Origin of the sequence: Inquilinus ginsengisoli, assembly GCF_031453975.1 — a bacterium.
Classification (GTDB): Bacteria; Pseudomonadota; Alphaproteobacteria; order DSM-16000; family Inquilinaceae; genus Inquilinus; species Inquilinus ginsengisoli_A.
In genome coordinates this window covers 363,873-376,777 of the sequence record NZ_JAVDPW010000004.1, presented here as the reverse complement: position 1 = coordinate 376,777, position 12,905 = coordinate 363,873, and the positions used below count along the sequence as shown (strand labels likewise).

General features: G+C 69.8%; 11 protein-coding genes. 5 read left to right on the top strand and 6 right to left on the bottom strand.

Annotated elements, in window-relative coordinates; genetic code table 11:
* Window positions 1-39 precede the first annotated feature (39 nt).
* Window positions 40-741: a glutathione S-transferase family protein gene (locus tag E9232_RS13355; RefSeq protein WP_309794621.1), complete on the bottom strand. Its 702-nt coding sequence runs from the start codon at window positions 739-741 to the stop codon at window positions 40-42.
* A gap of 119 nt (window positions 742-860) precedes the next feature.
* On the opposite strand from E9232_RS13355, the gene E9232_RS13350 reads away from it, so the two are divergent.
* Window positions 861-1,199: a winged helix-turn-helix transcriptional regulator gene (locus tag E9232_RS13350; RefSeq protein WP_309794619.1), complete on the top strand. Its 339-nt coding sequence runs from the start codon at window positions 861-863 to the stop codon at window positions 1,197-1,199.
* A 25-nt stretch (window positions 1,200-1,224) separates the two neighbouring features.
* The gene (locus E9232_RS13345) at window positions 1,225-2,343 is read left to right on the top strand and encodes a hypothetical protein (protein ID WP_309794618.1); all 1,119 of its coding nucleotides are present in this window, start codon (window positions 1,225-1,227) and stop codon (window positions 2,341-2,343) included.
* A gap of 46 nt (window positions 2,344-2,389) precedes the next feature.
* On the opposite strand, the gene ada is transcribed toward E9232_RS13345, so the two are convergent.
* The gene (ada, locus tag E9232_RS13340) at window positions 2,390-3,457 is read right to left on the bottom strand and encodes a bifunctional DNA-binding transcriptional regulator/O6-methylguanine-DNA methyltransferase Ada (RefSeq protein ID WP_309794617.1); all 1,068 of its coding nucleotides are present in this window, start codon (window positions 3,455-3,457) and stop codon (window positions 2,390-2,392) included.
* A gap of 229 nt (window positions 3,458-3,686) precedes the next feature.
* On the opposite strand from ada, the gene E9232_RS13335 reads away from it, so the two are divergent.
* Complete coding sequence (locus E9232_RS13335) at window positions 3,687-4,916, top strand: MFS transporter (protein WP_309794616.1); 1,230 nt, start codon at window positions 3,687-3,689, stop codon at window positions 4,914-4,916.
* 5 nt (window positions 4,917-4,921) lie between these two features.
* Here E9232_RS13335 and E9232_RS13330 read toward each other — a convergent pair whose 3' ends face one another.
* Entirely contained in the window at window positions 4,922-6,148 is a 1,227-nt protein-coding gene (locus E9232_RS13330; RefSeq protein ID WP_309794615.1) for an MFS transporter, read from the bottom strand.
* Window positions 6,149-6,251: 103 nt separating this feature from the next.
* On the opposite strand from E9232_RS13330, the gene E9232_RS13325 reads away from it, so the two are divergent.
* Together E9232_RS13325 and E9232_RS13320 are read left to right on the top strand one after the other, a co-directional pair.
* A complete protein-coding gene (locus tag E9232_RS13325) occupies window positions 6,252-7,160 on the top strand; it encodes a LysR family transcriptional regulator (RefSeq protein ID WP_309794614.1) in 909 nt (302 codons plus the stop codon).
* A 114-nt stretch (window positions 7,161-7,274) separates the two neighbouring features.
* On the top strand, window positions 7,275-8,201 hold the full coding sequence (locus E9232_RS13320) for a DMT family transporter (RefSeq protein WP_309794613.1): 927 nt from the start codon (window positions 7,275-7,277) through the stop codon (window positions 8,199-8,201).
* A 25-nt stretch (window positions 8,202-8,226) separates the two neighbouring features.
* On the opposite strand, the gene E9232_RS13315 is transcribed toward E9232_RS13320, so the two are convergent.
* From E9232_RS13315 to uvrA, 3 genes are all read right to left on the bottom strand, one after another.
* Entirely contained in the window at window positions 8,227-9,252 is a 1,026-nt protein-coding gene (locus E9232_RS13315; protein ID WP_309794612.1) for a linear amide C-N hydrolase, read from the bottom strand.
* 501 nt (window positions 9,253-9,753) lie between these two features.
* The gene (locus E9232_RS13310) at window positions 9,754-9,924 is read right to left on the bottom strand and encodes a hypothetical protein (RefSeq protein ID WP_309794611.1); all 171 of its coding nucleotides are present in this window, start codon (window positions 9,922-9,924) and stop codon (window positions 9,754-9,756) included.
* Between the two features lie 130 nt (window positions 9,925-10,054).
* Window positions 10,055-12,904, bottom strand: coding sequence for an excinuclease ABC subunit UvrA (gene uvrA, locus E9232_RS13305; protein WP_309794609.1), 2,850 nt, complete (start codon window positions 12,902-12,904; stop codon window positions 10,055-10,057).
* Between the last annotated feature and the right edge of the window lies 1 nt (window position 12,905).

The window sequence follows — 12,905 nt, the reverse complement described above, 5'->3', positions numbered from 1 at the left end:
ATCGGACGGGCCCCTTCGGGGGCCCGTTTTCGTTCGGGGTCAGGCGGCCAGGCGCGGCACCAGCTCCTCCAGCGAGACGTGGCCGAGGAACCGGCCGCTGGTCGTGGCGGGAAGCCCGTCCTCGATCGCATGGGCGAAGATCACCGCCGGGTCCGCCTCCAGCTTCTGCAGATGGGCGTGGACGCGCGGGTACTCCCGCGCCAGCTCGAACAGGCTGAGATCCTCGCCCCAGCGGGCGATCCCGACCAGATAGGCATCGGCGACGGTCCTGCCATCGCCGCCATCCAGCCAGTCGCGGCCGGCCAGCAGGGCTTCGAGATGGGCGTAGCCCTTCGCCGCCTTGTCATGGGCGATGTCGCGCAGCACCGCCTTCGCCGGGTCGCCCTCGGCCAGCTTGTACGCGATCCAGGCCGGCGCGAAGGCCGAGTGGAAGCTGGTGTGGAGATAGGCGAGGGTGCGGTTGAGCCGGTCATGCGCGCGAGTGCCCTGGGGAAAGCCCAGCTTGCGGTCGAGGTCGCGGGCGGCGATGTGCTGCAGGATGGCGAAGCTCTCGCTCAGCGTCTCGCCGTCCTCCAGCAGCAGCGTCGGGGTCTCCCGGCTGGCGTTCACCCGGCCGTATGGCGCCGGGCTGGCCAGCATGTCGATGCGGCTCAGGCGGTAGGGCTGGCCCAGCCACTCCAACGCGACGATCGATCCGAAGGAGCAGCCATGCGGAATGCCGTAGAAAAGCACCGGTTCCATTGCGAATGATCTTTCTGGTTGGTCAAGGTCTATGGCGGAACCGTGCCGACATCAGTATATATTGTAAAGAAAGCACAATATTGTTAGGTTGGTACAAATTTTATACTGGGAGTTGCGCGATGAAGGAAAGCGTCTCGGGTTGCCCGATGGAAGATGCGATGCGCCTGCTCGGCGGGCGTTGGCGCATCGTGTTGATCTACTATCTCCTGGACGGGACCAGGCGGTTCAGCGAGTTGCGGCGGCTGATGCCGGGAATCTCCCAGCGCATGCTGACGCTGGACCTGCGGGCGCTGGAGGAGGCGGGATTCGTGTCCCGCACCATCCATCCCGAAGTCCCGGTGCGGGTGGAGTATGCGCTGACCGAGGAAGGCCACCGCCTGCGCGCCGTGGTCGACGCGCTGGGCGAGTTCGGCGAGCGTTGGGCGGAACGGCGGCAGCGCCAGGCCGCGGCGGCCTGATCCCGGGCCAACAGGACGGATGACGATGAACAGACTCGCGATGCTGGCCGGCGTCCTGGTCGGCCTGCTGCCGCTTTGCGGCCAGGCCCAGATGCGGATCGACAGCCTGGCCGCCACCCGTCCCGACCTGGATGCGGCGACATACCGCTTTCCGGTGGTCGCCGGCGACAGCGCCGTCGCCCGGCGCATCAACACCTGGCTGCAGGCGGTGGAACTGCACAAGCTGCCCGGCCGCTACCGCAAGACGGCGTTCGAGGACGTCTGGCCGACCGAGGGCTGGCAAGGCACCACCTCGATGGACTACGAGGTCTTCTCCAACCTGCCGGGCTTTCTCAGCCTGGTCGTCAGCGGCGAATACATGGGGGCCTATCCCTCCCAGGGCGCCAGTTCTTACAATTTCGAGACCGCGTCGGGCTTCCCGATCCGGCTGACCGATCTGTTGTCCGGCAAGGGTATGGCGACCTTCCGGCAACGGGTGTCGGAGGCCAGGACCCGGCGCATCGACGCCTTTCTCGCCGGCCAGACCGTCCCCGACAGCCGGACCTCGGGCACGGATGCGTCGGATAGCCTTCGCATCAGCGACGATGCCGAGACCGCGGAGGAGCAGCGGTCGATCTATGCCGATTGCCGGGATTCGGTCGCCGAAGCCGACATGGCCGACGACCAGCTGAGGCTGGGACGGGATCAGCTGACGGTCATCCGCGGGCACTGCGCCGCGCATGTCAACCAGGCGGTCGACGACCTCTGGGATTTCGAGAACAGCTATCGCTACGCCGATCTCGCCCCGCTGCTGAGCGACTATGGGCGGTGCCTGCTGATCGTTCGGCGGACGGATTGCCCGGTTCGGCGCCAGGGACTCGATCGTGCTGTCCTGCGCGGGCGCCTGGGCGGGCGCTACCCGATCACCTTCGTGGTGGAGCGGGTCTATGACGACGGCTCGATCGGGGCCGCCTATTTCTATGACAGTCAGGCCAAATATATCGAGCTGCAGGGCCAGAAGGGCGCGGATGGCGGCTATCGCTTCACCGAACGGCCTGAAGGTGGCGTCGAAGCCGTGTTCGACCTGCGCCTGAGGCCGGATGCCGGACTCAGCGGCACCTGGACCCAGAAGGGCAAGCCCTCGCTCCCCGTCGACCTCGACTGATCGGATGACCCGCGCGGATGGCTTCCCATCCGCGCGGGTCGGATCCTCAGCTGGCCTCGCGGTCCAGCAGGGCACGCTTGCGGGCGACGCCCCAGCGATAGCCGGACAGGGCGCCGTCCGCCCGCACCACGCGGTGGCAGGGGATGGCCACGGCGATGTCGTTGGCGGCGCAGGCCTGGGCCACCGCGCGCACCGCCTTGGGCCGGCCGATCCGCGCCGCGATCTCGGCATAGCTGGCGGTGGTGCCGGCCGGGATGCCCCGCAGCGCCTGCCACACCTTCTGCTGAAAGGCGGTGCCGCGGACGTCCAGCGGCAGATCCAGCCCGCCCGACGGCGCCTCGACGAAGCCGACCACCCGGGCGACCAGCTGTTCGAATTCGGCGTCGCCGCCGACCAGCCGGGCCTTGGGGAAGCGGTCCTGCAGCCCCTCCAGCAGCGCCTGCGGGTCGTCGCCGAACTGGATGGCGACGATGCCCTTCGCGGTGGCCGCCACCAGGATGGCCCCCAGCCGGCACTGGCCGATGGCGAAGCGGATCTCGGTGCCGGTGCCGCCGTCGCGGAACGCGGTCGGGGTCATGCCCAGCCGTTCCGGCACCGCGGCGTAGAAGCGGCCGTTGGAGTTGAAGCCGGCGCCGTAGATCGCCTCGGTCACCGTCGCGGTCTGGGCCAGCTCCTCACGCATGCGGTCGCCGCGATGCGCATCGGCATAGGCCTTGGGCGTGACGCCGGTGATCGCCTTGAACATGCGGTGGAAATGGAACCGGCTCAGCCCCGCGGCCTCGGCCAGCGCGTCCAGGCTCGGCACCTCCTCGGCGGTCTCGATCATGCGGCAGGCCGCGACCACCAGCGCCGACTGGCGCTCGGCCAGTGAGGATTCGTTCGGGCGACAGCGGCGGCAGGCGCGGAAGCCGGCGCGCTCGGCCGCGGCGCAATCGGCGTGGAACGCCACATTCTCCGGCCGGGCCCGGCGCGACGGGCAGCTCGGCCGGCAATAGATCCCGGTGGTGCGCACGGAATAGACGAAGGCGCCGTCGGCGGCATGGTCGCGCTGCTGCACGGCCTGCCAGCGCGCATCCTGATCGGTGAAAGTGGTGGTCGGGGCGATGTGACCCATGGTGGCGCTCCTGGTTCGACGGGCGGGTCGCCCATCCGTCCGCCGACCATGACGGGTCGCTGGACCGCAAGCACTCCGACCCTTGCTCTCAAATTCGCCGGCGGGCGACCCGAATCTTGCGATTCCCCCCGATCGCTTGCGCTCGAATTCGGCGGCAACAACCGGAGCGCGCGGCTTGGCGCGGCGGCGGATGGTTGCGGTCCCGTCACCGACCCGCCGCGAGAGCGCCATGTCCCCGACCGCCATCCCGCCGCTATCCCTACCGTTCCGCCGCTTGGCCTGGTCCAACCTGGCCGCCCAGTCGGCGGAGCAGATCGGCCTGGCCGCCGCGCCGATCGTCGCCGTGCTCGCGCTCGGCGCCGGGGCCGGCGGCACCGGCCTGCTGCAGACCGTGCAGACGCTGCCCTTCCTGCTGCTGTCGCTGCCGGCCGGCCTCCTGGCCGACCGATCCTCGCGCCGTCGGCTGATGGCGGCGGCCGAGGCGCTGCGGGCGCTGTCGCTGATCGCCATCCTGATCCTGGCGGAGACCGGTGGCCTGAGCCTGGGTCTGCTGGCGGCGCTGGGCTTCCTCGGCGCTGCCGGCACGGTGGCCTACAGCGTGGCGGCGCCGTCGCTGATCCCGGACCTGGTGCCGCGCGCGGCGCTGCCGGCCGCGAACGGGCGGATAGAGCTGGCGCGCAGCGCCGCCTTCGCCGCCGGCCCGGCCCTGGCCGGCGCGCTGGTGGCCTGGGCCGGCGGTGGCCTGGCCTTCGCCGCCGCGGCGGCGCTGTCGGTGCTGGCGGTGGTGCTGCTGCGCGGCATCCGCGAACCCGTCCGCCCGGCGCCGCCGCCCCGGCACATCCTGCATGACCTGCGCGAGGGTGCGGTCTTCGTCCTGGCCCATCCGCTGCTGCGGCCGGTGCTGCTGACCGCGGTGTTCTTCAACATCGGCTGGTTCGTGCTGCAGGCGATCTACGTCCCCTATGCGGTGGGCCATCTCGGCCTCAGCGCCGCCGGTGTCGGCGCCACGCTGGCGGTCTACGGCGTCGGCATGGTCCTCGCGGCCCTGGCGGCGCCGCGGGTCGCCCGGGCCCTGCCGTTCGGGACGGTGCTGCTGATCGGGCCGTTCTGCGGCCTCGCCGGCGCCCTGCTGATGCTGCTGACAGTCTGGGTGCCCTCGGCGCTGGTCGCCGGCCTCGCCTTCTTCCTGTTCGGGGCCGGCCCGATCCTGTGGACAATCGCCTCGACCACCCTGCGCCAGGCGGTGACGCCGCCGGCGATGCTCGGTCGGGTCTCGGCGATCATCACCATGGCGACCTATGGCTCTCGCCCGCTCGGCGCCGCCATCGGCGCCCTGGTCGGCGGCAGCCACGGCGCCGCCGCCTGCCTGGCCGTCGCCGTGCTCGGCTTCATCATCCAGGCGCTGGTGATCTCAGGCTCCGCGGTGCCGCGGCTGGCGGCGCTGCCCGAGGCGGCGTGACGGGATCAGCGTGCCCGGCCGAGGATATCCACCACCAGGGCCGCCAGCCCGAAACCGGCACCGATCAGGCAGATCAGCGGCCATCCCCCGATCGACCAGGCGATGCCGGCCAGGGCCGAGCCGGCGGCCCCGCCGAGGAAGAACAAGCCGACGAACAGGCCGTTCAGGCGGCCGCGCGCTTCCGGCCGCAGCTGGTTGATCGCGTACCGGCCGAGCATCTGGTCGCCGGTCGCCCCGACATCGAGCAGCACGGCGCTTGCGACGAGAAGAATCAAGGACCCGACGCCGGCGGCGCCGGCGCCGGCGCCGCCCCAGGCGGCTCCGGCGAAGGCGACGACGATGGCGATATGGGAGGCGACCGTCGCTGGCCGGGTCCAGCCCCGGTCGCCGGCCCGGCCGAAGAGCGGTGTCACCGCCGCGCCGCCGGCGCCGACCAGGGCGAACAGGGCGATGCCGCGCTGGCTCAGCTCGAAGGGCGGCTGCGCCAGCCGCAGAGCCACGGCGGTCCAGAACGCGCTGAACGCCGCCATCACCAGGCTCGCCGTCAGTGCCCGGGTCCGCAGCACCGTCTCGGTCCGCAGGAGATGCCACAGCGAGGCGATCAGGGCGGCATAGCCGATCCGGCCCGCCGGCCGGCGCCGCGGCAGGCGCAGGGCCAGGACCAGGGTCAGCAGGCCCATGACGAGGCCGCTGCCGGCGTAGAAGGCGCGCCAGCCGAACCCGTCGGCCACGGCGCTCGCCAGCGGCCGGGACAGCAGGATGCCGACCATCAGCCCGCTCATGACGTCGCCGATGACGCGACCGCGGCGCTCCGGCGGCGCCATCGACGCGGCGATCGGCACCAGGATCTGGATGGCGGAGCATGCGGCGCCGAGCAGGAACAGGATCGCCAGCAGGGCGGCGGCGGTCGGCGCCAGCGTCACCAGCCCGGCACAGGCCGCCGCGCAGCCGAGCATCCGGACGATCAGCCAGCGATTCTCGACCAGGTCGGCCAGGGGCACCAGCAGGAACAGCCCCGCGGCATAGCCCAGCAGTGTCGCCGTGGCGACCAGCCCGCTGCCGGCCGTCGTCAGGCCGAAGGCCGGCCCGATCAGGCCAACCAGCGTCTGCGGCGCGAAGACATTGGTGACGATGATGCCGACCGACACCGCGAACAGCAGGATGAGCGGCCGGGTGAGGCCCACCTCCGTTCCACCCGGGGCCGTGACGATGGTCTCGCTGGTGACCGACATGGGATCGCCTCGATGATTGATCGGCATATTGAGTGCAATCTTTATTCACCATTATCAAGATGATACAATTCAATTGTCCCTATAAAGATTATGCGGATCTGGCATGAACATTCCGGACCTGGAGGCCTTCATCGCCGTGGTCGAGACCGGCTCGATCGTCGCGGCCTCGGCGCGCCTGAACCTCACCCAGCCGGGGGTGACGCGGCGAGTGCAGAACCTGGAGGACGGCCTCGGCGCGGCCTTGCTCGACCGCCAGTCGAAGCCGTTGAAGCCGACCGCGGCCGGCCGCGAGGCCTATGAGCAGGCGCGCCGCGTGCTGCGATCGGTCGAGGATCTCAGGTCGAGCGTGGCGCCGGATGGCGAGGTGCGGGGCGAGTTCCGGCTCGGCGTCATGCCGTATCTGTCCGAGGCGGCCCTGTCGGTGCCGCTCGACCAGCTGCGCGAGGCCTTTCCGCAGCTGACGCTCCGCATCACCTCCGGCTGGTCGCCGCGGCTGGTGGAACAGGTCTCGCGCAGCGAGCTGGATGCCGCCGCCCTGTGCCTGGTGGACGGCGCCAGCCCGCCGGAGGATCTGGTGGCCGAGGACCTCGGCACCCAGCCGGTGCTGCTGGTCGCGGCGCCGGGGCTCGGCATTTCCAGTCCGGCCAGCCTGGCCGACCTGTCGCGGTTCCCCTGGATCATGAATGAAAGCGGCTGCGGCTTCCGCGCCTTCATCCGGCAGCGCTTCGAGGCGGCGCGCCTGCCGTTCCGCGTCGGGATCGAGGCGTTGAGCGTCGACCTCAGGATGTCGCTGGTGGCGCGCGGGCTCGGGATCGGGGTCCTGACCCCGGCCGCCTTCGCCGACAGCCGCTGGCAAGGGGCGGTCGAGGTGATCGACGCCCCGGAGTTCCGGCCGCAGGTGCGCTGCTGGATGCTGCATCGCCCCCCGGCCGGCCGGCTGGCCCTGCCGATCGCGACCTTCCGCGACGGCCTGGCCCAGGCCCTGGCTCTGCCAGTTCCCTTCGCGTTTTGAGGACCCGTGTCGTGATCACTCGACATCATATATCTTGACGAAAAGATTCTTTTGATCGAGATATTTCCTCTTGGCGCCGCTTCACCTGGCGCCGGATTCTGGAGGGAGGTCGAGTTGGTTGCTGCCGCTGTTCCGTCCATGCCGGTGGGCCGCCTGGTTCCGATCGCCTGCCTGGTGCTGGTCGGCTCGCTGATCGGGCTGACCGCGAACCTGGCGAAGCTGGCGGTCGCCGCGGGGGTTGCGCCGCTGGCCTTCCTGCTGTGGTCGGTGCTCGGCGCCGGGCTGGTGCTGGCGGCACTGGCCGTCGCCAGCGGTCAGGCACCGCCGCTGCGCCGCCGCACGATCGAGTATTTCCTGGTGTCCGGGCTGCTCAGCATCGCCCTGCCGAACGCGCTGATCTTCTCGGCCGTGCCGCATGTCGGCGCCGGCTTCGCCGCCCTGTCCTTCGCCTTCCCGCCGCTCTACACCTACGCCATGGCGCTGTTCGCCCGGATCGAGCGGTTCCGGGCCGCGCGGGCATTCGGGGTCGGCTTCGGCCTGGCCGGCGCGCTGACCCTGGCCCTGTCGAAATCGGCCGAGCCGGATGTCGACCTGCTGTGGGTCGTGGCGATGCTGGCCACCCCGGTCGTGGTCGCGGCCGGCAACATCTACCGCACCTTGCGCTGGCCGGCAGGCGTGTCGTCGCTGGCATTGGCGCCCGGCATGCTGCTCGGCGCCGCCCTGCTGCTGTTCGCCGGCGCCGGGGCTGCAGGCCTGCCGATCGCGTTCCCGACGGACAACGCCGTCGTGCTCGCGCTGCTGGCGGCGCAGGTCGCGACCTTCTCGGCGATGTATGTGCTGTACTTCGTGCTGCAGCGTCTGGCCGGGCCGGTCTATCTCAGCCAGATCGGCTCGGTCGGCGCCGTGGCCGGGGCCGCCATCGCCATCCTGCTGCTGGGCGAGGCGCCGCCGGCCATGCTCGGCCTCGCCGCGGCGATGATCACGGCCGGCGCCGTCCTGGTGGCCCAGCGGGCGCCGGCCGTCCCGCCGCCAGGGCGATGACGACCGGCGCGAGCACGTCGTCCTCCTACTGGGGCCGGAGCGTCGGCGTGATGTCGATCGAGACCGGCTTCGGCGGCAGCGGATGCAGCCGCTCGCCGGGGATCGACAGATCCAATTTCTTGAGGTCGACCTGCATGATTGTCGGGTTGTCGTAGGTGCGGAAGTTGAAGACCTTCTCGGTCAGCGCCTTGACCACCACCCATTGGGTGTAATCGTCCTCCGACTTCTTGATCAGGCCCGGCCGGGAGACGCTTGTGCCCACCGGGATGTCGACGGTGTTGAGCAGGTGCAGAGCCAGGTTGCACGCGGCCTCGCTGTTCGCCGGCCGGGTCGCGAAATGCTTTTGGAACACGGTGCGGATGAAGCGCGAGGGCGGCGTCGAATCGCCGGGCAGCCCGAGCATGCCGCTGCCATGGCCGGGCGGCTTGAACTCCTGGCCGCCGATCCTGATCGGCTCGACATCCTCCGCCTTCAGCCCGACATAGGTGTCGATCTGGGTCAGGTGCCAGGGAAAAGGCGGGGCGTTGGTCAGCACCGCGACGTGGTTGTCGTAGATCTGGGTCTCGCCGCCCATGAATTCGATGACGATGCTGCGGCCCTCCTGGTCGTGGACCGGGAAGTGCAGCGGCATCTCCTCCTGCAGCAGCAGGCTGCCCCACACCGCGACATCGCCCCCCTTCAGCTTCTGCTTCACCTCGTCGACGGTGGCGCAGGTGCCGAGCACCCAGCTGGTGAAGAGGTCGACGGCCAGGGCGCTCGATGGGGTGGCGACCGTCCGGGTGTACTCCGTGCCCGGCAGCCACAGGGCGCCGATGCTCAACCCGACCTCGTTCATGCCGTCGGTGATGATATGGCTGCCACGGGCGTTCATGCCGACATAGCCGTGTTTGGCTGTCCAGCTCAGCCCTTGCCCGAAATCGGGAGCGCCGCTCTGCTTCGGCGTGCCGCGGCCGCCGATCAGGAGTTCGGATTTGAGATCCGAGCCGAACTCCATGCTGCGCCCGTTGACGACGCTGGCATCACCCGCCAGCAACAGAAAATCCGTGCACATAACCTGCCTCCTCGGGTGGGGATCCCGCCCGGAACCGGCGAAATCTGCCGGCCGGCATCCATCCGTGCCAGGACGGGACCCGGGTGACACTGGGTTCAAAAGGTTCGGTGGCGAAATCCTGGGGCCAGTCCTCCCATCGCCGTCCGAACTGAAGCCAGGATGCCAGCAATCCGCCCTGGCCGGTAGGTCCAGATGGCTCCCATCGTTGGATCCAGATCTATAAAATCCAAGATTGTGAACTTCGTCCTGATCTGCAGGACAAGGGGCCGGCGGCTGCACATCCGGCGGCCGGGAGCACGGCGCGGCCCTCGCCCGTGAACGACCGCGGGGCGCGGGCTCCCTTCGTGAACCGGTTCTGCAAGGCTTCGCCGAGACCCGCCCCCATGGGCAGGCCGCAAGGACGCCCGATGCGGTCACGGGCAAAGTGCCCCGGCTGCCGGACGATGTCTGGCTATCCTCGGTCGCCGACCGAGCGAGGCCGCGGCGGTCGGCTCCGCGCGCCTAGCTCTTCTTGTCGGTCGCCGGCGGTGGGGTCTGCGGGATCTGCGACTGGCCGGACTGGGCCTGGATCTGGCTCTGCCCGCCCTGGGCCTGAGCCTGCGCGCTGTACGGGCAGGCGAAGGCGGGTGACGCCACCAGCGTCGCCACGGCAGCAAGGATGATGAGCTTCATGACGGCCTCCCGTTCCTGCGCCGACCGCCGGATCAGGGACCCGAACCGCGACGCGATATGAGGGATCGATCCCGACCATCGTACTCGGCTGCGCCGGATCTGGGAAGCCGTTGTCCGGGGAAGGGGGCGCTCACGCCCGCCGCTTCTGCTTCGCCTGCTCCAGATACGGCGCGAGGTACCGGCCGGTGTAGCTGCGCTCGACCCGCACCACATCCTCCGGCGTGCCGGCGGCGATGATCTCGCCGCCGCCGTCGCCGCCCTCGGGGCCGATGTCGACGATCCAGTCGGCGGTCTTGATCACCTCGAGATTGTGCTCGATCACGATCACCGTGTTGCCCTGGTCGACCAGCTCGTGCAGCACCTCCAGCAGCTTGCGCACATCGTCGAAGTGCAGGCCGGTGGTCGGCTCGTCCAGGATGTAGACGGTCTTGCCGGTGGCGCGGCGCGACAGCTCCTTGGCCAGCTTCACCCGCTGCGCCTCGCCGCCCGACAGGGTGGTCGCGGCCTGGCCGATCTTGACGTAGTCCAGGCCGACCCGGTGCAGCGTCTCCATCTTGTCGCGGATCGACGGCACGGCGCGGAAGAACTCCGCCCCTTCCTCGACCGTCATGTCCAGCACCTCGGCGATCGACTTGTCGCGGTACAGCACCTCCAGGGTCTCGCGGTTGTAGCGATGGCCCTTGCAGACGTCGCATTGGACATAGACGTCGGGCAGGAAGTGCATCTCGATCTTGATCACGCCGTCGCCCTGGCAGGCCTCGCAGCGGCCGCCCTTGACGTTGAACGAGAAGCGGCCCGGCCCGTAGCCGCGGGCCTTCGCCTCCGGCAGCCCGGCGAACCAGTCGCGCATCGGGGTGAAGGCACCGGTGTAGGTGGCAGGGTTCGAGCGCGGGGTGCGGCCGATCGGCGACTGGTCGATGTCGATGATCTTGTCGAGGAACTCGATGCCCTCGATCGCGTCATGCGGCGCCGGATGCTCGTGCGCGCCCATCAGCTGCTTGGCCAGGGTCTTGTACAGGGTCTCGATCACCAACGTCGACTTGCCGCCGCCGGACACGCCGGTGATGCAGGTGAAGGTGCCCAGCGGCACCTCCATGGTGACGTTCTTGAGGTTGTTGCCGCGGGCGCCGACCACCCGCAGCACCTGGCCCTTGTGGCCGGGTCGGCGCTGGGTCGGCACCTCGATCCGCTTCACCCCGGTCAGGTACTGCGCGGTGATGCTGGCGGGGTTGCGCAGCACCTCCTCGGGCGTGCCATGGGCCACCACCTCGCCGCCATGCACGCCGGCGCCCGGCCCCATGTCGACGAGATAGTCGGCGCTGCGGATCGCATCCTCGTCATGCTCGACCACCAGCACGGTGTTGCCGAGGTCGCGCAGCCGCTTCAGCGTGCCCAGCAACCGCTCGTTGTCGCGCTGGTGCAGCCCGATCGACGGCTCGTCGAGGACATAGAGCACGCCGGTCAGGCCGGAGCCGATCTGCGACGCCAGCCGGATGCGCTGGCTCTCGCCACCCGACAGCGAGCCGGAGCCGCGCGCCAGGGTCAGGTAGGTCAGGCCGACGGCGCTGAGGAAGGTCAGCCGCTCGTTGATCTCCTTCAGGATGCGATAGGCGATCTCCTGGTCCTTGGCCGACAGCTTGGCGTTCAGCGCCGCGAACCACTGCCCGGCCTCGGCGATCGACTTCTCCGCCACCTGGCTGACATGCAGCCCGTCGATCTTCACCGCCAGCGCCTCGGGCTTGAGGCGGGCACCGCCGCAGGTCTCGCAGGGCTGGGTGCTCTGGTACTTGCCCAGCTCCTCCCGGGTCCAGGCGCTGTCGGTCTCGCGGAAGCGCCGCTCCATGTTCGGGATCAGCCCCTCGAACGGCTTCTCGGTCTTGTAGGTGCGCAGCCCGTCATCGTAGCGGAAGACGATCGACTCCTTGCCCGAGCCGTGCACGATCGCGTTGCGCACCACCTCCGGCAGGTCGCGCCACGGCGTGGTGGTGCTGGCGCCGTAATGCGCGGCGATCGCGTCCAGGGTCTGGTGGTAGTATTTCGAGGACGATCCCTCCCACGGCGCCACCGCGCCCTTGGCCAGGGACTTGCTGTCGTCCGGCACCACCAGCTCGGGGTCGAACACCAGCTTGGCGCCCAGGCCGTCGCAGGCCGGGCAGGCGCCGTGCGGGCTGTTGAACGAGAACAGCCGCGGCTCGATCTCCGGGATGGTGAAGCCCGAGACCGGGCAGGCGAATTTCGACGAGAACAGGGTGCGGTCGCCGGTCTCGGCGTTCTCGGCGATGGCCAGCCCCTCGGCCAGGCCCAGCGCGGTCTCGATCGAATCGGCCGCGCGGTTGCCCAGGTCGTCGCGCACCACCAGGCGGTCGACCACCACCTCGATGTCGTGCTTCAGCTTCTTGTTGAGGGCCGGCACGTCCTCGATCTCGTACATCGTGCCGTCGACCTTGACCCGCTGGAAGCCGCGGGCCCGCAGCTCCTGCAGCTCCTTGCGGTACTCGCCCTTGCGGCCGCGCACGATCGGGGCCAGCAGGTAGAGGCGGGTGCCGTCGCCCATCGCCATCACCCGGTCGACCATCTGGCTGACCGTCTGGCTCTCGATCGGCAGGCCGGTGGCCGGCGAATAGGGCACGCCGATGCGGGCGAACAGCAGCCGCATGTAGTCGTAGATCTCGGTCACCGTGCCGACGGTCGACCGCGGGTTGCGGCTGGTGGTCTTCTGCTCGATCGAGATCGCTGGCGACAGGCCCTCGATCGAATCGACGTCCGGCTTCTGCATCAGCTCGAGGAACTGGCGGGCATAGGCCGACAGGCTCTCGACGTAACGGCGCTGGCCCTCGGCATAGATGGTGTCGAAGGCCAGCGAGGATTTGCCGGAGCCGCTGAGGCCGGTGATCACGATCAGCTGGTCGCGCGGCAGATCCACGTCGACATTCTTCAGATTGTGCTCGCGCGCGCCACGGACGCTGATGAACTTGTGCATC